Source organism: Rugamonas rubra (assembly GCF_900114705.1).
GTDB classification, from domain to species: domain Bacteria; phylum Pseudomonadota; class Gammaproteobacteria; order Burkholderiales; family Burkholderiaceae_D; genus Rugamonas; species Rugamonas rubra.
The window spans coordinates 392,152-412,816 of the sequence record NZ_FOTW01000006.1 but is presented as its reverse complement, the minus strand read 5'-3'; the positions used below and the strand labels follow the sequence as shown (position 1 = coordinate 412,816).

At 68.9% G+C, this 20,665-nt stretch carries 19 protein-coding genes; 12 read left to right on the top strand and 7 right to left on the bottom strand.

What is annotated here, in order from left to right; all coding sequences use genetic code 11:
* Window positions 1–177 precede the first annotated feature (177 nt).
* Window positions 178–1,800: a lipase family alpha/beta hydrolase gene (locus tag BM252_RS06250; protein WP_093385090.1), complete on the top strand. Its 1,623-nt coding sequence runs from the start codon at window positions 178–180 to the stop codon at window positions 1,798–1,800.
* Entirely contained in the window at window positions 1,797–3,131 is a 1,335-nt protein-coding gene (locus BM252_RS06245; protein ID WP_174900436.1) for a T6SS immunity protein Tli4 family protein, read from the top strand. The genes BM252_RS06250 and BM252_RS06245 overlap by 4 nt, the downstream gene beginning before the upstream one ends.
* Before the next feature lie 333 nt (window positions 3,132–3,464).
* Here the strand turns inward: BM252_RS06245 and BM252_RS31390 are convergent, their stop codons facing one another.
* The 4 genes from BM252_RS31390 to BM252_RS06225 form a co-directional block, all read right to left on the bottom strand.
* Window positions 3,465–4,301 (bottom strand): response regulator, encoded by an 837-nt coding sequence (locus BM252_RS31390; protein ID WP_093385085.1) that lies wholly within the window; start codon window positions 4,299–4,301, stop codon window positions 3,465–3,467.
* A 56-nt stretch (window positions 4,302–4,357) separates the two neighbouring features.
* Window positions 4,358–5,710 carry a hybrid sensor histidine kinase/response regulator gene (locus tag BM252_RS06235; protein WP_093385082.1) on the bottom strand — a complete coding sequence of 451 codons (1,353 nt, stop codon included), beginning with the start codon at window positions 5,708–5,710 and terminating at the stop codon, window positions 4,358–4,360.
* A gap of 130 nt (window positions 5,711–5,840) precedes the next feature.
* Window positions 5,841–6,596 carry a 2OG-Fe dioxygenase family protein gene (locus tag BM252_RS06230; RefSeq protein WP_093385080.1) on the bottom strand — a complete coding sequence of 252 codons (756 nt, stop codon included), beginning with the start codon at window positions 6,594–6,596 and terminating at the stop codon, window positions 5,841–5,843.
* A gap of 82 nt (window positions 6,597–6,678) precedes the next feature.
* On the bottom strand, window positions 6,679–7,167 hold the full coding sequence (locus BM252_RS06225; RefSeq protein WP_093385196.1) for a MarR family winged helix-turn-helix transcriptional regulator: 489 nt from the start codon (window positions 7,165–7,167) through the stop codon (window positions 6,679–6,681).
* A 164-nt stretch (window positions 7,168–7,331) separates the two neighbouring features.
* Here BM252_RS06225 and BM252_RS06220 point away from each other — a divergent pair, with 164 nt between their 5' ends.
* A complete protein-coding gene (locus BM252_RS06220; RefSeq protein WP_093385077.1) occupies window positions 7,332–8,429 on the top strand; it encodes an HD-GYP domain-containing protein in 1,098 nt (365 codons plus the stop codon).
* 10 nt (window positions 8,430–8,439) lie between these two features.
* On the top strand, window positions 8,440–10,437 hold the full coding sequence (locus tag BM252_RS06215) for a CHASE domain-containing protein (RefSeq protein ID WP_174900435.1): 1,998 nt from the start codon (window positions 8,440–8,442) through the stop codon (window positions 10,435–10,437).
* 64 nt (window positions 10,438–10,501) lie between these two features.
* Here BM252_RS06215 and BM252_RS06210 read toward each other — a convergent pair whose 3' ends face one another.
* Entirely contained in the window at window positions 10,502–11,329 is an 828-nt protein-coding gene (locus tag BM252_RS06210) for a sugar phosphate isomerase/epimerase family protein (RefSeq protein ID WP_093385075.1), read from the bottom strand.
* Between the two features lie 7 nt (window positions 11,330–11,336).
* A complete protein-coding gene (locus tag BM252_RS06205) occupies window positions 11,337–12,176 on the bottom strand; it encodes a phytanoyl-CoA dioxygenase family protein (RefSeq protein WP_093385072.1) in 840 nt (279 codons plus the stop codon).
* Between the two features lie 116 nt (window positions 12,177–12,292).
* On the opposite strand from BM252_RS06205, the gene BM252_RS06200 reads away from it, so the two are divergent.
* On the top strand, window positions 12,293–13,219 hold the full coding sequence (locus BM252_RS06200) for a LysR family transcriptional regulator (RefSeq protein WP_245774112.1): 927 nt from the start codon (window positions 12,293–12,295) through the stop codon (window positions 13,217–13,219).
* A gap of 1 nt (window position 13,220) precedes the next feature.
* Here the strand turns inward: BM252_RS06200 and BM252_RS06195 are convergent, their stop codons facing one another.
* Window positions 13,221–14,318, bottom strand: coding sequence for a M29 family metallopeptidase (locus BM252_RS06195; RefSeq protein WP_245774111.1), 1,098 nt, complete (start codon window positions 14,316–14,318; stop codon window positions 13,221–13,223).
* A gap of 303 nt (window positions 14,319–14,621) precedes the next feature.
* Here BM252_RS06195 and BM252_RS06190 point away from each other — a divergent pair, with 303 nt between their 5' ends.
* The 7 genes from BM252_RS06190 (at window position 14,622) to BM252_RS06165 (ending at window position 20,656) form a co-directional block, all read left to right on the top strand.
* Complete coding sequence (locus BM252_RS06190) at window positions 14,622–15,071, top strand: hypothetical protein (RefSeq protein WP_093385067.1); 450 nt, start codon at window positions 14,622–14,624, stop codon at window positions 15,069–15,071.
* A gap of 195 nt (window positions 15,072–15,266) precedes the next feature.
* Window positions 15,267–15,737 (top strand): cache domain-containing protein, encoded by a 471-nt coding sequence (locus BM252_RS06185; RefSeq protein WP_093385065.1) that lies wholly within the window; start codon window positions 15,267–15,269, stop codon window positions 15,735–15,737.
* A 28-nt stretch (window positions 15,738–15,765) separates the two neighbouring features.
* Window positions 15,766–16,566, top strand: a complete 801-nt coding sequence (locus BM252_RS06180) for an AraC family transcriptional regulator (RefSeq protein ID WP_093385062.1) — start codon at window positions 15,766–15,768, stop codon at window positions 16,564–16,566.
* Window positions 16,567–16,655: 89 nt separating this feature from the next.
* Window positions 16,656–16,799, top strand: coding sequence for a hypothetical protein (locus BM252_RS30885; protein ID WP_174900434.1), 144 nt, complete (start codon window positions 16,656–16,658; stop codon window positions 16,797–16,799).
* On the top strand, window positions 16,796–17,407 hold the full coding sequence (locus BM252_RS06175; protein WP_093385060.1) for a LysE family translocator: 612 nt from the start codon (window positions 16,796–16,798) through the stop codon (window positions 17,405–17,407). The genes BM252_RS30885 and BM252_RS06175 overlap by 4 nt, the downstream gene beginning before the upstream one ends.
* Before the next feature lie 220 nt (window positions 17,408–17,627).
* Complete coding sequence (locus tag BM252_RS06170; RefSeq protein ID WP_093385057.1) at window positions 17,628–19,151, top strand: hypothetical protein; 1,524 nt, start codon at window positions 17,628–17,630, stop codon at window positions 19,149–19,151.
* The gene (locus tag BM252_RS06165; protein WP_245774110.1) at window positions 19,148–20,656 is read left to right on the top strand and encodes a hypothetical protein; all 1,509 of its coding nucleotides are present in this window, start codon (window positions 19,148–19,150) and stop codon (window positions 20,654–20,656) included. Before BM252_RS06170 ends, BM252_RS06165 begins: the two co-directional genes overlap by 4 nt.
* Window positions 20,657–20,665 lie beyond the last annotated feature (9 nt).

Sequence of the window (20,665 nt, the reverse complement as noted above, 5' to 3'; positions counted from 1 at the left end):
GCCGCAAACCAACTCTCGGGCAGGCCGCGCTTGCTGTTGTGTGAGTATTTCGTGATTTGTCGCAAGTGCCGCTTTGGGATCGTCGCAAATACTTGTCGATGATTCACGGCTCGGGAAAGTACCGCACCACATGCGTCCCTAGCCATTCCGCATGAACACACCACGGAGACATTCCTTATGAGTGAACCGACGCGGCGCCTGCCCAATCCCACCGTGGACAGCGACGGCACCCTGCGCACCAAGAGCATGACCACGCCCAAGAGCTGCAAGATCATCGGCGCGGTCGCGGACTCCATCCAATTCGTGATTCCCGTCATCGTCGTGCCGGGTGTGATGGGGAGCAATCTGCGCGCCACGACCAACCCGTCGCGGCCGCAGAACAAGGAGGTCAAAGCGGGAGCGCCGGTCTGGCGCCCGCCCAACAATCTACCTGAACTGCAAAACCAGGCTGCCACATGGGTAAACTACAAACCTGGACAGCGTCAACAGATGCTTGATGCAGCCACGCTGGAAGTCGACGACAGTGGCCATGTTCCTGTCTACGAGGACGCCCAGCGGTTCGGCATCAATGAAAGCCACATGCGCGACCGTAAGTGGGGCGAGATCCATTCGATGAGCTACGGACTCTTGCTATACACCTTGGAACGGCACTTGAATTCGACATTCATCGATGACCACAGCGGGAAACAGACCTTCAGGGAGCACTGGTCGGCGATCAACCGCTTCGACCGCAAGCGTTGGAACGCGCCCGACATGGCCCCCTTGACGAAGCAGGAACTGGAGAAGCTTGCCCACTACCAGTACCCCGTCTACGCCTTCGGCTACAACTGGCTCGAATCGAACGAACAGTCCGCAGATCATCTCAAAACACGCATCGAGGAAATTTTACGCTACTGGACCGCTTGCAAGCACACCTGCAAACAGGTCATTCTGGTCACCCACTCGATGGGGGGGCTGGTGGCGCGCGCCTGCGCCCGCAAGATACCGGACAGTATTGTCGGCATCGTGCATGGCGTGATGCCGACGCTGGGCGCGCCACTGTCCTATCGCCGCATAGCCTGCGGCACTGAAAAGGGCGGACTCCGCTATTTCTCAGAGATAGCCGGCAATTCCACTGAAGCGACCACCCCGGTCATGGCGGTCTCGCCGGGAGCGTTGGAGCTGTTGCCGAACCACCTTTATCCAAAACCCTGGCTGTTCGTCTCGATCAAACGCGGCGGTCAAGCGGTCGAAAACATCCTATCCCTACCGATGGGAAATACCTACGACCTGTACCGGGACATGACGTCATGGTACCGACTGATCGATCCGACGATTGCCGATCCGGCTGGGAAATATGACGACAAGGATGGAGGCCTGACGCTTGCTATCACACAAGCCATAGGTCAGGCCGAAAAGTTCCATACCACAGTGCTCGGCACTTACTACCATCCAAACAGCTATGCGTTTTACGGCAACGACGCCGGCTACCCCTCATACGCAGCATGTCGCTGGACGGCAAACGTTACAACGGGCGAGGTGGGCGCCGACGCGCTTCGGAAGGCGAAAACCATAGGGCACACGCTTACCGGCGGTCGAAGCGTTATGGTCGATGGCAGGGGAAGCATGTACTTCGAGCTAGCAACACCAGACGCTCAAGGCGACGGCACCGTGCCAAGCAAGTCAGGCGCCGAGCCTCGCGGGAAGGTTTTGGGTGCATTCGCCACAGAGCGCTTCAGCCACCAAGGTTGCTACAACGACGAGGCCATGCTGAACCTGACGCAGCACCTTATCGTCAAGATCGTACAGGCCGCGAAATGATATTCCTTCAACGATATCTATCAACTACGGCGCTGGCGTTATTGCTCTTAGCTACCAACGATAGCGTGAGGGCTGAAACGAAGGCAAACGGCAAGCAGCACTCCGAGGAGGCGAAACACATGCTTGAAAAAATGAAGACAATGTGCGTCGGACGGTTTCTGATCGATGTGCCGGAAGTGGCCGAGACATCGTTCCGGCCAGCCTTCCTGTCTGGGTGGGATATCTCCTCCATCCCGGACCAAACCGATCAAGAGTTCACCGACTGGATGAACGAGAAGGAGGCTGCACTCAAGATTGCCAAAGGCAAAGATGGTGAGCCCAATCGATATACGATAGAAGCAGTCACCGTCGCCGGATTTTCAGGGAAATTCTTCATCTCTGGTCGATATTGGCATACGTGGAACGAGGGGGAGAAGAAGATCACTGCTGAGTCGGCTGAAATTCTTGCCCTGGTTCGCAGTGGAGGAGTCAGTTTTTCTCTTTTCGCCACTGAGCGAGGACCAGAGCAAACTAGTAAGCTTGCACAAATCATCAGTCAGATCAGACCATTGGCGGATGGCGAGATTCCATCCGAGCCTGGCTTTTGCGTCGAACGCGGCATCATCCGCGAACCGCTGACAGCCAAGCAGCGCGAAAGAGTCACGATGTTTGTCGGCTTCAACGACCACCGCGACATTTCGATCGCATTCGACACCGAGGCCGGCCTGAAAGGCGATCTTCCGTTGCTGGAGCGGTCCGCGCAAAACAGCGTCAGGCTCGCCAATCCCAGCGCCTTCCACCTCCTCCGCCGACGCGTCAGAAATATCGGCGCCATCGAAGGGCAGGAGTATCTTGAGCGAGTGCGCGAAATCAACGGTGTGGAGAGCCACAGCTTGACGTGGGAATCGATCAACTACGATAGGAATGACGTCTACAAGCCGGAACTTATGCTGAAGTTGGCTGATGGCTTCGGTAGGCCCGGCGAACAACTCAACGCCAGCCTTTCCGACAAGGCGGTGCTGGAGTTGTGGGACAAAATGCTGTCGAGTCTGCGCGTGCGGCCGACCACTATTCCCAAGCCCGTCGTCCCCGAACCACCGCCACCGGCCACGCAAGCCTACGCGGGAACGGCCTGCCCGCAAACCGGCTGGTGGCGCTGTTTTGACGGCGACGACAAGGTCAAGGTGTTCCGCGGCCGTACCCAGTACTACCGGAAGGGAGAGGGCATGGATCAGGCCACGCTGCTGTTGCCTCGCACGCTGTGGCAGGTCGTCAAGCGCGAGCAACCGACCTTTCAAAGCGAACTCCCGACGTTGTGGAAACTGGTAGAAAAGAAGGAGATCCAAAAATGAGGGTCGCCGTCCACAATAGCGGTGGCGCAGTACCCAATCGTTCAAGCAACGGGCAACTGTCGAAGACGATAGCCGGTCCTGTCGATTGCAACCTTAGCGTTAATGTTTGTTTTGCCGGCCGTGGCGGCGACATCGTTCCATCCCGCCTTTTTGTGATTTTCTTGGATTGCCGGGGAAGAACCCAAAAAAATGCCCGCGTACCTTGCGGCGCGGGCTGAATCCAATGTTCGGGGAACGTTTGGAGGAGACAGGTTCAATATAGGCCGATTTATATTGCACCGCAATACGGTAAAACTACTATGACGAAGCGGCCATGATGGCAGGATTGCAAACTTATTCTTTCGCCGCGCCGGCGCCGGAGGCCGCCAGGCAGGCGGCGACCACCTCGATCAGCAGCGGCGGATCGAGCGGATGGTTGAGCAGGTGTGCCGGCGCCGGATGGTGCTCCAGCAGCGCCGCGATGCCCTGGCCGGCGTCCGGCCGCAGCACGATCAGCGGCAGCGCGGCGTGGGCGCGCAGCAGCGGCGCCAGGAAGCCGCGGGCGGCGGCGTCGACCGGGTCGTAGTCGCACAGCAGCAGGTCGAAGGGGCCGCGCGCCGCCGCCGCCGTGGCGGCGGAGTCGACCACCGTCAGCGTGTGGCCGACATGGCCGAGGATGGTGGCCAGCAGGCCGTGGTTGAGCGGCGCCGTGTCGAGCAGCAGCAGGCGGGCGGCGCCGGCGGGCGGCGCGGGCGAAGCCACGGCCGGCGCCAAACCGGCCGGCGTGGCCGTGCCGGCCGGCGCGGCCGGCACGGCGGTGCGCAGCTCCTGCGGCAGGTGGGCTTGCAGCGCCGCCAGCAGCAGCTCCGGCTCGCAGCTCTTGCTCAGGCAGCCGTCGAAGCCGGCCAGCCGGGTGGTCTCGCCCAGTTCGCCGGGCGCCAGCGCGCTCGAGGCCAGCACCGGGATGGCGCGCGTGGCCGGATGGGCGCGCAGGGCCAGCAGCACGCCGTAGCCGTCCAGGCCGGGCAGTTGGATGTCGCACAGGATCAGGTCGGGCCGCTCGGCGCGTGCCAGCGCCAGGCCCTGTTCGCCGTCGACCGCCGCCAGCGGCTGGTGGCCGAACGCCGCCAGCAGGTAGACCAACAGCTCGCGGTTGGGTTGGTTGTCCTCGATGATCAGGATGCGTGCCATGCTCTTGCTCCTTCGTCCCGCCGGCGCGCCGGCGCGCGTGTTCGCTTGCCTAGTGCCTAGTGGCGGCTCTTGAGCGCCAGGGTGAAGGTGCTGCCGTGGCCGAAGTCGCTGCGGAAGAACAGCGTGCCGCCGATCAGGTTGGCCAGGTTCTGGCACAGGTACAGGCCCAGGCCGGCGCCCTCGACATGCCGGGTCGAGGTCGAGTCGAGCTGGGAGAAGGCCTGGAACAGCTTGGCCTGGTCCTCCTCGCGGATGCCGGCGCCGCTGTCGGCGACGGCGAACTCGGTGACCAGCTGGCCCTCCTCCTCGCGCTGGCCCAGGCTCAGGCGCACCGCGCCGCGCTCGGTGAACTTGATGGCGTTGTTGGCCAGGTTGATCAGGATCTGGGTCAGCGCGCGGCGGTCGGTGTCGACGCTGATCGGCTGCGCCGCCAGCTCGACCTCGAGCGCCAGGCCCTTCTGCGCCGCCAGCGGGCGCAGCGTGTCGGCCACCTCGGCCACCAGCTCCTGGCAGCGCACCGGCTCGACCAGCAGGGTCACCTTGCCGGCCTCGATGCGGGCCACGTCGAGGATGTCGTTGATCAGCGAGAGCAGGTGGCGGGCGCTGCCGCGGATGGTGTTGAGCTGCTTGTCCTGCTCGACGGTGAGCGGGCCGGGCAGCTTCATCAGCAGCGCGCCGGTGAAGCCGATGATGGCGTTGAGCGGGGTGCGCAGCTCGTGCGACATGTTGGCGATGAAGGCCGACTTCATCCGGCTGGCCTCGGCCAGCTCGAGGTTCTTCAGGGCGATCTCGCGGTTGATGGTCTCGAGCTCGCCGGCGTGGTGGGCCAGCCGCATGTTCAGTTCGATCACCTGGCGCTCGCGCGCCTGCAGCTCGCTGTTGACCTGCACCGCCTGCTCGTAGGTGGAGATCAGCAGGTCGAGGATCTGCTGGCGCTCGGCGTTGATGAAGTGCTTCTGCTCGCCCAGCACCAGGGCGATGCCGACCTCCATGTTCTGCCCCTGGCGCAGCTTCTGGTTCATCAGCATGTGGCCGATGCGGTTGAGCAGGTAGTCCTCGGCGTAGGGCTTGCGGATGAAGTTGTCGGCGCCGCACTCGATGCCGCGGATGATGTCCTTCGGGTCGTTGAGCGAGGTGACCAGGATCACCGGGATGTGGCGCAGCGCGGCGTCGGCCTTGATCGAGCGGCACAGCTCGTAGCCGTCCATCTCCGGCATGACGATGTCCGACAGCACCAGCTGCGGCGGGCGGGCGCGGATCGCCTCGAGCGCCAGGCGGCCGTTGCCGGCCACCCGGGCGCCGTAGCGCATCGACTGGAGCAGGCGGCGCAGGCGCTCGGCCTGGGTCGGGCTGTCCTCGACGATGAGGATCTCGATCTCGTCGGGTCGGATGTCGTAACTGCTGTCCACGGGCCGTCTCCTGGAAAGCCGGCGGGCCGCGGCCGTGCGCCGCCAACACCCCCCCGCGTCTTGCTCAATGAGTTCTCCGACTATAGCGGATTTGCCCGCCGGCGGGTGGGTTTTTGTTGCCGTGCGGATTCTAGCGCGCGCTCTCGTCCTGGCCCTGGAAGGCGCCGGCGCGGTAGGTCAGCACCAGCGTGTCGCGGTGGCCGTGCGCGCCGAGCGGCTGGATCGGCGTCGACTCGTGGATCACGCTGGCGTCGTCGAGCAACAACAGGCTCCACGGCTCGCTCAGCGTGAAGCGTTTGCCGTTCGGCCCGGCCGCCTCGAAGATGCGCGTCTCGCCGCCCTTGATGGCGTGGCGGCCGACCAGCAGCACGGCGACGAAGTCGACGCCGTCGCGGTGGGCGCCCTCCGGCGTGGGCCGGCCGATGCCGTCGGTGGTGTCGATGCGGAACTGGTGCGCCTCGATGTACCAGGGGCGGGCGGCGCCGCCGCGCGCCGCCGTGCACAGCGCGCCGACGCCGGCCAGCAGGGCGCTCCAGGCCGGCCGCGCCACGGTCTCGGCCAGCACCGGCTCGAACAGCCGGTGCATGCCGCCGTGCAGGGCGTTGTATTCGAGCGGCTGCCAGTGGGCGCGGTGGGGCACCTGGCGCAGCGCGCCCGTTTCGTCCTGGACGAAGCAGGCGTGGCGGCGGCGGCGGTAGCGGCCGCCGTCCTTCAGGTAGTTGTCCGGCGCCAGCTGGTCCCAGCTGGGCTCGAGCGCGGCCAGCGCGGCGGCCGGGCAGCCGGCCAGCGCGGCCAGGTCGTGCGGGCGCAGCAGCGCGTAGCCGTCGCCGCGCAGGGCCGCGCTGACGTGGTCGGGGGAGGTGAAGATCGGTGCGGAGGTGCTCATCGTGGCCGGGGTGCGTGGGTGGTCCGGCTATTCTACGACGCGGCGGCCATCTTTGCCGAGCCCGCCACGCGGCGGCGCCCGGTCAGACCGCCTGCACCAGGCTGGCGCGCAGCGCGTTGAGCTCCTCGCGCAGCGCCACCACCTGCGGCAGGCTGCACTTGGTGGCGCCGATGATCGCCTCGGGCAGCTTGGCCGCCTCGGTGCGCATGGCGTCGCCCTGCGCGCTCAGCGAGATGATCACCTGGCGCTCGTCGCTGGCGGCGCGGGCGCGGGTGATCAGCTCGGCCGCCTCCATGCGCTTGAGCAGCGGCGTCAGGGTGGCCGAGTCGAGGAACAGGCGCTCGCCGACCTCGGACACGGTCAGGCCGTCGCGCTGCCACAGCACCATCATCACCAGGTACTGCGAATAGGTCAGGCCCAGCGGGCGCAGCAGCTTGCGGTACAGCTTGCTCATCGCCAGCGAGGTCGAATATAGCGCGAAGCACAACTGGCCGTCGAGCTGGGGCACCTGGCGCAGCGGGTGGGCGGTATCGAGGGCGGGCGCGGGATTGCTTGGGGACGAGGGGGACATGGCGGGCGTGGGCTGGGCGGGGTTCATTTTCCGCAGTATAGGTAGCGTGCTATTGAGTTGCAAGCTATTTCCACGAAAAAATGTTTTGCGTGCAAGAACGCTAGCGTATGATGATTGTCGGAAACTCGCACAGCCCAGCACCGCACCGCCCGGAGAAGTCGTCTATGAATCCCCCCAGCAAGGCCTTGATCCTGATCGTCGACCCGCTGCCCGAACAACTGGTGCGGCTGGGCGCGCTGTTGCAGGAGCGCTACGACGTGCGCCTGGCCGACAACGGCGCCGACGGCCTGCGCCTGGCCGGCCAGCTGCCCCGGCCCGACCTGGCGCTGCTCGACGCCGGCCCGGCCGGCGCCGACGGCGCCGCGCTGTGCCGCCAGCTCAAGGCCAGCCCGGACACCGCCGCCATCCCGCTGCTGGTGCTGCACGCCGCCGGCCAGGAGGACGCCGAGCGCGCCAGCTTCGCCGCCGGCGCCGCCGACGTGATCCGCCGCCCGCTGCTGGCCGAGACGCTGCGGGCGCGCGTCGCCGGCCAGCTCGAGCTGGCCCAGGCGCGCCGCCTGCTGCGCCACCAGGGCACGCTGCTCGAGCACCTGGTCGAGGAGCGCACGCGCGAGCTGGGGCAGACGCTCGACGCGGTGGTCTGGGCCATGGCCTCGCTGGCCGAGACGCGCGACTACGAGACGGCCAACCACATCCGCCGGGTGCAGCACTACGTCGCCGCGCTGGCGCGCCAGCTGCAGGGGCAGCGCCGCTTCGCCGGGGAGCTCAGCGACGCCAACATCGCGCTGCTGTACAAGGCCGCGCCGCTGCACGACATCGGCAAGGTGGCCATCCCCGACGCCATCCTGCTCAAGCCGGGCCGCCTCAGCGACGAGGAGTTCGCCGTCATGAAGCTGCACACGGTGTACGGCCGCGACGCCATCGCCGGCGTCGAGCAGCACCTCGGCCACAGCAACACCTTCCTGCGCTACGCCCGCGAGATCGCCTACTCGCACCAGGAGAAGTTCGACGGCTCGGGCTATCCGCAGGGCCTGAGCGGCGACGCCATCCCCATCTCGGCGCGGCTGATGGCGGTGGCCGACGTCTACGACGCGCTGATCTCCAAGCGCGTCTACAAGCCCGCCTTCACCCACGAGACGGCGCTCGAGCTGATCCGCCAGGGCAGCGGCGAGCACTTCGACCCCGACGTGGTCGACGCCATGCTCACCGTGGAGGAGGAGTTCATGGCCATCGCGGCGCGCTTCGCCGAGCCGGTCCACTAGGGCGCGCGGCATGGCGGACGCAGCGGCCCCCAGCCCCGGCAAGCACGCGCCGGCCATGCGCGCCTACGGCTACCTGGCCTTCATCGTCGGCCTCTGCCTCACCGTCTGGGTCTGCCTGTACGTGGCCGACGCGCAGCAGCAGCAGATCGCCCTGCGCTTCCAGCGCGACTGCGACAAGGTGCAGCGCGACACCGAGGTGCGCCTGCAGACCTATTTCGACATGCTGCTCAGCATCAAGGGCATGTACGCGCTGGAGGACCGCATCGAGCGCGGCCAGTTCCGGCGCTTCATCGGCCAGCTCGACCTGGCCCAGCGCTACCCCGGCTTCCAGGCCATCCAGTTCGTCCGCCGCGTGGCGCCGGACGGCCTGGCCGGCTTCGTCGAGGCGGTGCGGCAGGACCGCAGCGACGGCGGCGACGGTTTTCCGCAGTTCCGCGTCCACCCGGCCAACGCGCGCGGCGAGCACTACGTGATCGAATACACCGAGCCGCTGAAGGGCAACGAGAACGCCTTCGGCCTCGACCTGGCGGCGCTGCCGCCGCACCTGCGCGCGCTGCGGCTGGGCGCCGACAGCGGCGCCATCGTCGCCACCGAGCGCATCACCCTGGTGCAGGACGCCAGCGGCCAGCCCGGCTTCGTCGCCCGCGCGCCGGTCTACCGCAACGGCGCGGCGCTGCACACGGTCGAGCAGCGCCGCGCCGCGCTGGTCGGCTTCGTCGCCATCGTCTTCCGCGTCAACACGCTGATGCGCGAGGTGGTCGAGCCGGCGCTGCTGCAGCACCTGCGGGTGCGCGTCAACGACGCCGGCTACCTGCGCGACGGCGGCGCCGCCCCGGCCAGCCAGGACAACCTGATGTTCGACAGCGCCGGCCAGCTGGGCGCGAAGGCGACGGCGTCGGCGCCGGCCGCGCCGGGCCTGAGCACGCGGCTCGAGCTGAGCATGGGCGAGCGGCGCTGGGTGCTGCGCTTCGAGGGGCGCGGCGGGCCGCGCTACAGCCGCGACCCGGCCGCCGTCGGCCTGATCGCCGTGGCCGGCTTCATCATCAGCACCCTGATCGCCGCGCTGCTGGTGGCCTGGCAGCGCCGGCGCGAGCTGAGCGGCCAGCTGGGGCAGGCGTTGGACGAGCAGCGCGCCCTGCAGGAGAGCCTGATCACGGCCGAGAAGATGGCCTCGCTGGGGGCGCTGGTGGCCGGCATCGCGCACGAGTTGAACACGCCGATCGGCAACAGCCTGCTGACCGCCACCGCGCTGAGCGACATGGCCGTCGAGTTCGAGCGCAAGCTGAGCGGCGAAGGCGGCGTCAAGCGCTCGGTGCTGCAGGCCCACCTGGGCGACGTGCGCCAGGCCTGCGCCATCATGGCCGGCTCGCTGGCCCGCGCCGCCGAGCTGATCACCTCGTTCAAGCAGGTGGCGGTCGACCAGGCCAGCGGCCAGCGGCGCCGCTTCCGCCTCGACGAGCTGCTGCACGACACCCTGGCCACCTACGCGGTGCAGCTGCGCCGCGCCAACTGCACGGTGCGGCTCGACGTGGCGCCGGAGTTGGAGTTCGACTCGTATCCGGGCAGCCTGGGGCAGGTGCTCAGCAACCTGCTCAACAACGCGCTGCTGCACGGCTTCGAGGGACGCGCCAGCGGCCTCATCACCATCAGCGCGCGGCGCGAGGAGGGCGGCATGGTGCGCTTGGCGCTGCGCGACGACGGCCGCGGCATGACGGCCGAGACGCTGCGCCGCGTGTTCGACCCCTTCTTCACCACCAAGATGGGGCAGGGCGGCTCCGGGCTGGGCATGAACATCGTCTACAACATCGTCGGCGCCGTGTTGAAGGGGAAGATCAGCATAGACTCGGCGCCGGGCGCGGGCACCACCGTGGTGCTGACCCTGCCGCTGGCGCTGCCGGCCGCCGTCCAGCCGTCCCCCCCGCCGGGGTCAGCCCCGCCGGGGGCCGCCGCCGCCGGGGTCAGCGCCGCCGGGGTCAGTGCCGACATTCGGACACGGACTCAGCAGTAATGAGGCTCGGTGGCATGGGAAATGGTTGAGGTCGTGTCCGAATGTCGGCACTGACCCCGCTTGCTCAGGCGCGGTCGCGGCCGTAGCGGGCGCGCAGCAGCTGCAGCATCGCCACGTTGAGCTCCCAGGCGTTGGAGACCTCCTGGCCGTTGTAGGGTAGCGTCTGGGTGTAGGGCACCGGGCCGAACTCGGGCGTCAGCGTGATCCGCTCGGCGCCGGCGGCGTGGCGCAGCGCCACCACCTCGTCCCACCAGTGCAGGTGCCGCGCCAGCGCCTGCTGCGCCTCGGGGGCGCGGAAGTCGGCCACCTGCGGCCCCTGCGCGTGGCCGACGCGGGCGTGGATGTGGCGCACCCGTGGCAGCACCGCCGCCAGCGTCTCCGGCTGGTCCTCCAGCAGCGACTCGCAGGCGCAGCACCAGTGCGACAGGTCGGCCGTCAGGCGCAGCCCGGGCAGCCGCTCCAGGTAGGGCAGCAGCAGCATCGGGTGGCCGCTGAAGCGGCTGCGGTGGATCTCGTGCAGCACCGTCACGCCGTACTGGGCGCCGATGGCGTCGGCCAGCTCGATCAGTTCGCGGTTCTGCGCCGGCGTGAAGTAGTCCTTGCCGGTGTGCGAGTTGACCAGCAGCGGCCGCGCCGAGCAGGCGTTGTGCAGCAGCTCGGCCAGCGCGCCGCGCTGCGCCTCGAAGCCGGGGTGGAACACGGTCTCCCACTGCTGGGCGATCAGGCCCAGGCCGGCGCCGGCGATGCGCTGCAGCCAGTCGGCGCGCGCCACCGGCTCCTGCGGCAGCGACATCTCGATGCCGTCGAAGCCGGCCTCCAGCACGCGCTCGATGAAGGCCTGCGGCGCCAGTTCGTTGCTGCCCCAGTGCGGGGCGAAGATCAGGATTTGCATGGCGGCCTTAGATGAAGCCGCGCGCCGGGAAGGCGGCGTCGCGCTGGATCCAGTTGCGCGCCGAGTAGGCGGTGGCGCCGTCGGTGGCGTGCAGCGTGTAGGCGTGGCGCGACACCGGCGAGCGGTTCGGCGCGCTGTAGTGCGGCAGCAGGCCGTGGAAGCAGACCAGGCTGCCGGCCTTGCATTCGAGCGGCACGGCGGTGCTGTCGTCCGGCCAGGGCGTGCCGTCGAGCTTTTCCACCGCCACCTGGTCGCCGTGGCGCACGAAGCGCTCGCGCAGCGGGCCGCGATGGCCGCCCGGCTCGGCCCACAGGCAGCCGTTGTCCAGGGTGGCGTCCTCCAGCGCGAACCAAAAGGTGGTGACGCTGATCGGCGTGGTGTCGAAGTAGGTGGCGTCCTGGTGCCAGCGCACCTCGCCGCCAATGCCGGGCTGCTTGAAGATGTACATCGACTGCCAGACGCGGGCGTCGGCCAGGCCCAGGTCGCGCGCCACGGCGGCCAGCCGGGCGTCGGCCGAAAAGGCGCGGAACACCGGGTCGAGGTCGTGCATGGCGTGGCCGATCTTGTTGATCGACAGCGACTTGTCCTGTTTCAGCTGGCCGTCGGCGCCGAAGGCCTCCTCCTCGAAGAAGCAGCGGATGGTGTTGTCGGAGCCGAGGAAGTAGTCGTCGGTACTTTTTTCCTGCTCGCGCGTGGTGAAGATGCCGGCCGCCTCGGTCGGATCGAATTGGTTGACAATCTGCGCGGCGCGGGCGCGCAGCAGGGCGATCTCGTCCAGGCTCTTGAAGCCGGGCAGCACCAGGTAGCCGTCGCGTTGATAGTCTTGTTTTTGTTGGTCGGTCAGCATGGCGGCTCCAGGGGGCGGGTGGGGAAGGGGGCAGGTGGCCATTGTAAGACGCCGCGCCGGGCCGGACAATCGCCAAACGGTTGACACATTGTCGCAAAATTGGCGACAATCGCCGCATGGACCAACTACGCGCAATGGAGATTTTCGTCGAGGTGGCGCGCTTGCGCAGCTTCAGCGCGGCCGGCCGCCGCCTGGGGCTGACCCGCGCCATGGTCAGCAAGCAGGTGATGCAGCTGGAGGAGAAGCTGCAGGCGCGCCTGCTGCACCGCTCGACCCGCGAGGTCAGCCTGACCGACGCCGGCCTGGCCTATCTGGAGCCGTGCATGGCGACGGTGGCGCAGGCGCAGGAGGCGGCGCGGGTGCTGACGCACGCCGGCACCGAGCTGGCCGGGCCGCTGCGCATCCAGGCGCCGTCCAGCTTCGGCAGCGCCTGGCTGGCCGACGCGCTGGCCCGCTTCAGCCTGCCGCATCCGCAGTTGACGCCGCAGCTGTGCGTCGACGACGCCCTGCTCGACCCGATCGAGCACGGCTTCGACCTGACCATCCGCGTCGGCGGCATCCCCAACAGCCGGGCGCTGTCGATGCGCACGCTGGCGCCGTGCCGCGCGGTGTTGTGCGCCAGCCCGGCCTACCTGGCCAAGTGGGGCCATCCACAGACGCCGCAGGAGTTGCAGCGCCACCGCTGCCTGCACTTCAGCCACCTGACCGACGGCCCGCGCTGGCACTTTACGCGCGGCGAGGAGAAGCACACCGTGCGTGTCACGCCGGCCTTCACCGCCAACAACGGCCTGGTGCTGCAGCAGGCCGCCGAGCGCGGCCTGGGTATCGTCTACAACACCAGCTTCCTGGCCTGGCGCGCCCTGCTCGACGGCACGCTGGTGCCGGTGCTGGGCGACTGGCAGCTGCCGTTGAACCATCTGAGCGCGCTGTATCCGGCCAGCCGCCAGCCCTCGCCCAAGGTGCGCGCGCTGATCGATTTCCTGGTGGCCGAGTACCAGCCGCTGCCGCCGTGGGAGCGCGCGCTGCAGGCCGCCGGCTTGTAGTCTACTGCGCGACCTGCCAGGCGCCGTCCTGGTAGACCCGCTCGTCGTCGAGATACACCGCCTCGGTGACGGCGAACACGTCGACGTGGTAGCGGGTGTCCTTGCGCTTGAACTGCGGCTTGGCGTAGATGCCGTGCTTGGCGCCCAGCGACAGGTGGATGCCGCACATGCGCTCGTAGGTGCCGATGTCGTCGACCAGCCGGCTGCGCGAGAACGCGCGGTTCATGCCGAAGCCCAGTTCGCGCAACCAGACCTCGCCCTCGTGGGCGCGGATGATGGCCAGCATGTTGTCGAACTCCGCCGTGCTGTTCTCGGCGCCGGCGACGCGGCCCTTTTCGACGATCAGGGTGATCGGCGCGGCCGGCCGGTTGACGTGGAAGGAGGTGTCGCCGAAGATGAAGATGCGTACCCGGCCGTTGACGGCCTCCAAATCCTGCGCCTCGGTGAACACCTCGCCCAGCGGGAACTGGCCGCCGACGTTGTTCATACCGCTGTAGTCGCCGATGTTCAGCTTGGCCGACTCGAACGGCGAGCCGAACACCAGCTGCTCGCCGCCGCTGTCGACCCGGCCCGACCGGGCGCGGTCGATGCGCGCCTTCAGCGCGTGGCCGACGCCACGGTAGTAGGCCGGGTCGTAGGCCAGCGAGTCGATGTAGTACTCGCCCTGGGCGCCCGGCATGCGCGACAGGTGGACGTGCTCGATCACCTTCAGGCCGCGCTTGAACAGCTCGATGCGGATGCGGAAGGCCTCCAGCCGGAAGCTGGTCGACTGGATCAGCACCACCAGGTCGGACGGCGCCATGGCGGCGAAGGCGGCCAGCACCGCTTCCGGCGTGACGCTGTCGAAGTCGACGAAGGTCGCCTCCGGCGCGGCGCGGCGGTAGGCCTCGGTCAGCGCCAGGTTCAGGTCGCAGCGGGTGTCGTAGACGATCAGCGCGGCATGGCCGGGGCCGTGCTCGACGGCCAGCGCCAGCAGGTCGGCGACGTGGCGCGCGGCGCGCGCGACCTCGCTGTCGGCGATGGCGCCGTAGCGGCCGGCCGGCGGGGCGGCGGAAGATTCGGCGGAAAGGGCGGCGGCGGCGGTGGCGGTCTGGCTCATGGGCGGATTCGGGCAAAAGGGGGCGGCAAAATGGCGGCGCGGCCGGCGCCGCAGGGCGCGCCGGACCAGCCCGCCATTATACGGCCCGCAACAGACGGCTTCCATGTCTGTGCTTTCTCCTTGTACAGGGCAGGGGTGCGATGTAGAATTCAATCAAATATAGCCTAAGGGCAACTTGACCCGGGTCAGACGCCCGGCCGCCACCTTGGACCAAAGCAATTCCGCCGCGCGCCCACGCGGCCCCGTCGCCGGGGCACGCCGGGGCGCGTTGACGTCAAAAACCGATAAGAATGGGATGCTTCGATGAGTTTAATGCTCGGACAGGATTTACCACTGGGCCGGCCCGATGCCGACAGCAGCCGTTCGGCGCTGTTCGTCCCCAGCCAGAGTATCAAGGAAGAGCTGCTGCAGACCATCCGCAAGGGCGCCGCCGTGGTCGGCTTCGGCAACCACGACCGCACGCTGACGATCTACTTCGAGAGCAACCGCTTCAACGATCCGGCGCTGGCCAGCTGGGCGCAAAAGGCGCGCAAGGCCTACGACCGCCTGGCCGAGAACCTGCCGACGGTGTCGAAGATGGTGTGCGACCCGGAGAACTTCGAGCAGGTCGGCTACATCAACGGCAAGTCGATCAACGTGCGCCGCATGCCCTCGCTGCTGCGCTGGCTGGAATACTCCGACGCGCTCGACAGCGCGCCGGCCGAGGAGGTGGTGTTGTGGACGCCGCCGCCGCCGCCGAAAAAGATCGGCTGATCGGCACACACGCGCCCGGCCGCGCGCCGCGCGCCCGCGGCGCTGTTGTGCCGAGAAGTAATATTTTTCCGGAGAAATGAAATCGCCGCCTGCGCCATGGTATGGTGGAAAGTAGCGGCGCGCCACGCGCCGCCTCGCGGCGACCACACGGTCAGCAGACCGGAGCGCCCCCATTTCATCCTGGAGACACGCACCATGAAAAACCTGATTCGATTCCTCGGCCTGACCCTGTTCGCACTGAGCCTTGGCGGCGGCGCCGCCATGGCCGAGGACGCGCCCAAGCGCGGCACCGCCGACGAGGCCGTGGCGATGGTCAAGAAGGCCGGCGCCTTCCTGCAAAAGAACGGCAAGGACAAGGCGGTGGCCGCCTTCAACGATCCGAAGGGCGAGTTCATCGCCGGCGACCTGTACGTCTTCATGTTCGACAAGGAGGGCGTGGCGCTGGCGCACGGCCAGAACGCCAAGATGGTCAACAAGAACCTGATGGAGCTGAGCGCCGGCGGCGTCTTCCCGATCAAGGAGTTCCTCAAGCTCGGCAACAGCCCGGCCGGCAAGGGCTGGGTCACCTACGTCTGGCCCAACTCGATCAGCAAGAAGCTGGAAGAGAAGAACACCTACGTCGAGAAGGTCGGCGAGTACGTGATCGGCGTCGGCATCTATAAATAAGCGAAGAACCCCGGCGGCCGGCGGCGCGATGGACGGCAAACGAGTCAGCTTGTTGCGCAGCCAAACTCCGGGCATCGAAGCGGTGGCGGCGGACACCACGCTCACCTTCGGCCGCCACACCCACGAGCAGTTCGGCGTCGGCCTGATCCTGCGCGGCGCGCAGAAATCGGCCAGCGGCCGTGGCGTCGTCGAGGCCGGCGCCGGCGACATCGTCACCGTCAACCCCGCCGAGGTGCACGACGGCGCGCCGATCGGCGACGCCGGCCGGGCCTGGCGCATGCTCTACCTGGCGCCGGCCATCGTCGCCGAGCTGGCCGCCGACATCGGCCTTCCCCCCAGTTGCGAATTCACCGCGCCCACCTTCAGCGAGCGCCGCATGGTGCCGCTGTTCGGCCGCCTGTTCCGCGCCGTCACCGCGCCCGACGCCGGCCGCGACGGCTTGGCCACCGAGCAGGCCTTGCTGCTCATGCTGGGCGCCGTGCTGCAGCCCCGCCGCGGCGGCCTGCCGGCGGTGCCTGCCGGCATCGCCTCGGCCCGGGCCATGATCGACGACGATCCCCTCGCCGCGCCGACGCTGGCGCAGCTGGCCAGGGAGGCCGGCCTGAGCCGCTTCCAATTCCTGCGCGGCTTCGCCCGCGCCACCGGCCTGACGCCGCACGCCTACCTGGTGCAGCGGCGCCTCCACCGGGCGCGCCAGTTGATCGGCAGCGGCGTGCGGCTGGCCGACGCGGCCGCCGCCAGCGGCTTCGCCGACCAGAGCCACATGACGCGGTTGTTCGTGCGCAGCTTCGGCATGGCGCCGGGCAGCTACGCCAAGGCGCTAGCCTAGCCTGAGGCGCCGGCCTGCAATTTCATTCAAGACGGCGGCATCCCGGGCGGCGAGGATGGGGGCTCATCCCCCCAACCGAAGGAGCCACCTTGAGATCCCCCAACACCCACAGCGCCAGCATCCGCATCGCCCCCAGCGACAGCGTGCGCAGCGCCGCCGGCCGCGCCGGCGGCCAGCCCGGCACGGCGCAACCGCCGCGCGCCGGCAAGACCGCCGGAGGGCCGGCCCGATGACCCTCGAGTTCCTGCTCACCTCGCTCGTCGTCGTCGCCTCGCCCGGCGCCGGCGTGCTGCTCACCGTGGCCACCGGTCTGTCGTCCGGCGCGCGCGCGGCCCTGTACGCGGCCGTCGGCTGCACGCTCGGCATCCTGCCGCACATGCTGGCGGCGATCACCGGGCTGGCCGTGCTCCTGCACAGCAACCACACCGCCTTCGCGGCGATCAAGTACGCCGGCGCGGTCTACCTGCTCTACCTGGCCTGGAGCACGCTCAAGGCGCACGGCCCCTTGAGCATCGAGGCGGACGGCCCGGCGCGCTCCGCCGGCGCGGTGGTGTGGCAGGCGATCTGGGTGAACATGCTCAACCCCAAGCTGTCGATATTCTTCCTCGCCTTCCTGCCGCAATTCGTGCCCGACGGCGCGGCGCGGCCCACCGAACTCATGCTGGAGCTGTCGGCCGTCTTCATGGCGATGACCTTGGTCGTCTTCGCCGGCTACGGCGTCTTCGCGGCGCGCGTGCGCGAGCACGTGCTGTCGCGCGCCCCCATTCTGACCTGGTTGCGGCGCGGTTTCGCCGCCGCCTTCATCGGCCTGGGGATCAAGCTGCTGCTCGTGCAACGCTAGTCAGCACCCACGCCTTCGCACCCGGCCGCCACGCCGCAGCCGGGGGCAAAGCCGGCGTCGCGCCGGATCGCAAAGAAGCCCGCTTTTTTGTCCCGTCCCCTTGGCCACTTGCGCTATTATTCGATGGGCAACTGCCGCCGGCCCCCGTGCGCAGCGACAGTGCCGGCACGAAAACTTTGTAATCATCCGACAACGGAGTGGCTCCGGATTGAGTAGCGACATGGCATATCGATGGGAAACGGCGGACAGCGTCTGGCTGGAACGGCAGGACGGCCAGTTTGAACTGGCCGACAGCAGGGACCTGGGGCCGCTCGACTCGAGCGCGCAGGCGCCCGGCCGCCTGGCCGATCTGGCGCAGCTGCTCGGCGCCGCGCTGCCGGCGGCCTGCGCCCACGCCGCCGTCTACCCCGAGGGCTTCGCCTTCTGCCCGCAGTGCGGCCAGGCCTTGCGCCCGGCCGCGCCGGCGGGCGCCGGCGCGCGCCAGCCGGCCTGGTGGGGCGCCAGCAGCAAGGCGCTGGCGGCCGCCGACTCTCCGCTGCCGCGCCATGTGCCGCACGGCCTGCCGATCAGCGCGTTGCCGCTGGCCGCCAGCCTGGAGGCGCGGCCGGCCGAGCCGGCCGTCGGCCAGGCCGAGCGCAAGCTGCCGACGCCGCCGAACGCGCTGTGCGTGTTCGCCGCCGCCCATTTCGGCTTCGCCGCGCCGCGCCTGCTGGCGCTGGCCTACAGCCGCAACGTGCTGCAGTACTGGGACCCGCTGGCGGCGCGCTGGCTGGTGCTGGCGCCGCAGCGGGACGCCGCCGACCTGTCCTTCATCCGCTCCGACTACGCCTGGCTGCCGCTGTCGTCGAGCGCCGCCGCGCCGGCGCGGCGGGGCGACGTCGCCGTGGTGCCGTCGGCGCAGGGCCTGCTGCGCCTGCGCATCAACCCGTTCAACGAGAGTTATAGCACCGAGCTGCTGTACGCCGCCACCCTGGTCGCGGCGCCCGGCGCGGTGGGCCGGCAGATCGCCTGCCTGCTCGAGGGGCCGGCCGGCGTGCAGCTGTGGAGCGCGCTGCCGGACGGCGCCGATCCGGAGCTACAGGACTGCGCCGGCGGCGCCGCGCCGCTGGCCGGCTGGTCGCGCCCCTTCAGCTACGACGGCAAACTGATCTGGCTGCACGCCGAGGGCCACCTGGTCTGGCTGCCCGGCACCGATCCGCAGTGGCTGGCCTGGCCGCAGGGCTGGCAGCCGCGCCTGCAGTTCGGCGGCCCGGTGAAGAGCCGCCACGGCCTGCTGTGGCTGATCGGCCACGACGGCCACAGCTACTGCTTCCTCGAACTGGGCCGCGCCGGCGGGCAGATCGAGCGCATCGGCGGTGCCCGCCTCGGCTTCGGCACGCTGCTGTTCCGCCGTGGCCACCAGGTCAAGGACGAGCCCTGGGAGCCCGAGCACGTCGAGGACCAGACCAAGGGTGAGGCGCTGGTGCTGCCGCTGCTGGAGAACGTCAGCAGCACGCGCAGCCAACCCTGCGGGCTGGTGCTGCGCATCGAGCACTACCCCGGCACGGCCGAGGCGGCGCTCGACGGCGACGTGCTGCCGCGCACCTTCATCGAATGGGTCGGCCAGCGCAACGTCATCCTCGACGAGGTGGCGCGCCTGAGCCATCCGGGCGACTGCGTGCCCTTCGTCTACGACGGCTGCCTGTGGTTGCACCATCCGAAGTGGAACGAGATGCGCGGCTGGCATTTGAAGGCGCCGGCGTGACGCGGGCCTTCGCTGGCGCCGGCCTGCTGCTGTCCGTCGCTCTGGCGGCGTTGGCGTCCGCCGCGCCGGCCGCGCCGGCGCCGACCGCGCACGTCTTCCTGGTGCAGAACTCCGGTTGGATGGACCCGTTCTACAGCGACCCGGCCTCGCAGTACAAGGCGCTGGTGGCCGAGGTGGTGCTGGCCGTCACCCAGCCGGGCGACGCGCTGGTGCTGGCCGCCTTCAACCAGAGCCTGCCCGGCGCGCCGTCGCCGCGCGCGCTGCTGGCCGCCAAGGTCGAGGCCGAGCCGCCCCGGCGTCAGGTGGCGCAGGCGCTGGCCGCGCTGCAGACGGCGCACAAGCCGGGCAGCGCCGCGCTGGCCGACACCGACTTGGGCGAGGCCGTCGGCGCCGCCATCGACACCGCCCTGGCGCGCCAGCCCGGCCTGGTCTGGCTGTTCACCAACAACAAGAACAGCCCGAACAACGACCAGGCCACGGCGCAGCGCAACCGCGAGTTCTACCAGCTGATCCACCACGGCGCGGCGATCCGCACCGCGCTGGCCTTCCCGTTGAAGATGCCGGTGCACGCCGGCCGCTACAGCGCCAACGGCCTGATGGTATACGTGTTCGCCATCCACGAGCAGGGCGCGCGCCAGCTCGACGCGCTGCTGCGCTCGGGCCGGCTGCAACGGGTCGTCACCGAGCCGCCGGCGCGCCTCAAGCCGCTCGACCGCGACACCGTGCGCCTGGCCCCGGTCAAGGTGGACAACGCGCCCGGCGTGGCCTTCTCGATGACGCCGGACGGCTCGCTGCGCGCCGACATCGACGCCGGCGCCACCGCGCCGCGCGCCAAGATCGCCTGGCGGCTGGAGAACACCATCTACCCCTACACGATCAGCAGCGCCACGCTGGCGGCCCGTTCGCGCCTGGCCGGCGAGGACAAACCGATCAGCCTGGGCACCGACAGCGTGCGCGCGCTGGCGCCCGGCCAGGGCCAGCCGCTGGCGTCCGAGATGCAGCTGCCGGTGGCCCAGCTGCCGGGCAGCTGGTCGCTGGCCGCCTTCAAGTCGGCCGGCTCGGCGTACGTGATGCCGGGCCAGATCGAGGTACAGCTCAGCGAGCAGAAACTGGAACTGTCGCAGGCCTTCCGCCAGCGCATGGCGGCGCTGTTCCCCGGCGACCCGCTGCCCGACATCTTCACCCCGCCCCGCCAGGTGCAGGGTTCGCGCGCCGTGCTGCCGCTGGACGTGCGCGTCCACTTCGGCCTCGGCCCGCTGCTGGCGCTGGGCGGCGCCATGCTGGCGTTGCTGGCCGGCGTGGCCGCCGCCGTGCTGGGCCTGACGCGCATGCGCAAGGTGGCGCTGACGGTGGAGGGCGAGCCGCGCACCATGCACAGCAAGGCTGGCATGCAGACACCGATTTTCGACAAGGCCGGCAACAAGGTGGCCGAGTTGCGCACGACCCTATTCGGCCACACATTGACGCAGTTGCGCGACGGCGCGCAGGTGCGCCTGGGCCATTGAACACATCAG

Excerpts from the sequence above, each read along its gene's own strand:
- BM252_RS06250 (WP_093385090.1), top strand. The coding sequence starts at position 178 with ATGAGTGAACCGACGCGGCGCCTGCCCAATCCCACCGTGGACAGCGAC.
- BM252_RS06245 (WP_174900436.1), top strand. The coding sequence starts at position 1,797 with ATGATATTCCTTCAACGATATCTATCAACTACGGCGCTGGCGTTATTG.
- BM252_RS31390 (WP_093385085.1), bottom strand. The coding sequence starts at position 4,301 with ATGGCACGCATCCTGATCATCGAGGACAACCAACCCAACCGCGAGCTG.
- BM252_RS06230 (WP_093385080.1), bottom strand. The coding sequence starts at position 6,596 with ATGAGCACCTCCGCACCGATCTTCACCTCCCCCGACCACGTCAGCGCG.
- BM252_RS06225 (WP_093385196.1), bottom strand. The coding sequence starts at position 7,167 with ATGTCCCCCTCGTCCCCAAGCAATCCCGCGCCCGCCCTCGATACCGCC.
- BM252_RS06220 (WP_093385077.1), top strand. The coding sequence starts at position 7,332 with ATGAATCCCCCCAGCAAGGCCTTGATCCTGATCGTCGACCCGCTGCCC.
- BM252_RS06215 (WP_174900435.1), top strand. The coding sequence starts at position 8,440 with ATGGCGGACGCAGCGGCCCCCAGCCCCGGCAAGCACGCGCCGGCCATG.
- BM252_RS06210 (WP_093385075.1), bottom strand. The coding sequence starts at position 11,329 with ATGCAAATCCTGATCTTCGCCCCGCACTGGGGCAGCAACGAACTGGCG.
- BM252_RS06205 (WP_093385072.1), bottom strand. The coding sequence starts at position 12,176 with ATGCTGACCGACCAACAAAAACAAGACTATCAACGCGACGGCTACCTG.
- BM252_RS06200 (WP_245774112.1), top strand. The coding sequence starts at position 12,293 with ATGGACCAACTACGCGCAATGGAGATTTTCGTCGAGGTGGCGCGCTTG.
- BM252_RS06195 (WP_245774111.1), bottom strand. The coding sequence starts at position 14,318 with ATGAGCCAGACCGCCACCGCCGCCGCCGCCCTTTCCGCCGAATCTTCC.
- BM252_RS06190 (WP_093385067.1), top strand. The coding sequence starts at position 14,622 with ATGAGTTTAATGCTCGGACAGGATTTACCACTGGGCCGGCCCGATGCC.
- BM252_RS06185 (WP_093385065.1), top strand. The coding sequence starts at position 15,267 with ATGAAAAACCTGATTCGATTCCTCGGCCTGACCCTGTTCGCACTGAGC.
- BM252_RS06180 (WP_093385062.1), top strand. The coding sequence starts at position 15,766 with ATGGACGGCAAACGAGTCAGCTTGTTGCGCAGCCAAACTCCGGGCATC.
- BM252_RS06175 (WP_093385060.1), top strand. The coding sequence starts at position 16,796 with ATGACCCTCGAGTTCCTGCTCACCTCGCTCGTCGTCGTCGCCTCGCCC.
- BM252_RS06170 (WP_093385057.1), top strand. The coding sequence starts at position 17,628 with ATGGCATATCGATGGGAAACGGCGGACAGCGTCTGGCTGGAACGGCAG.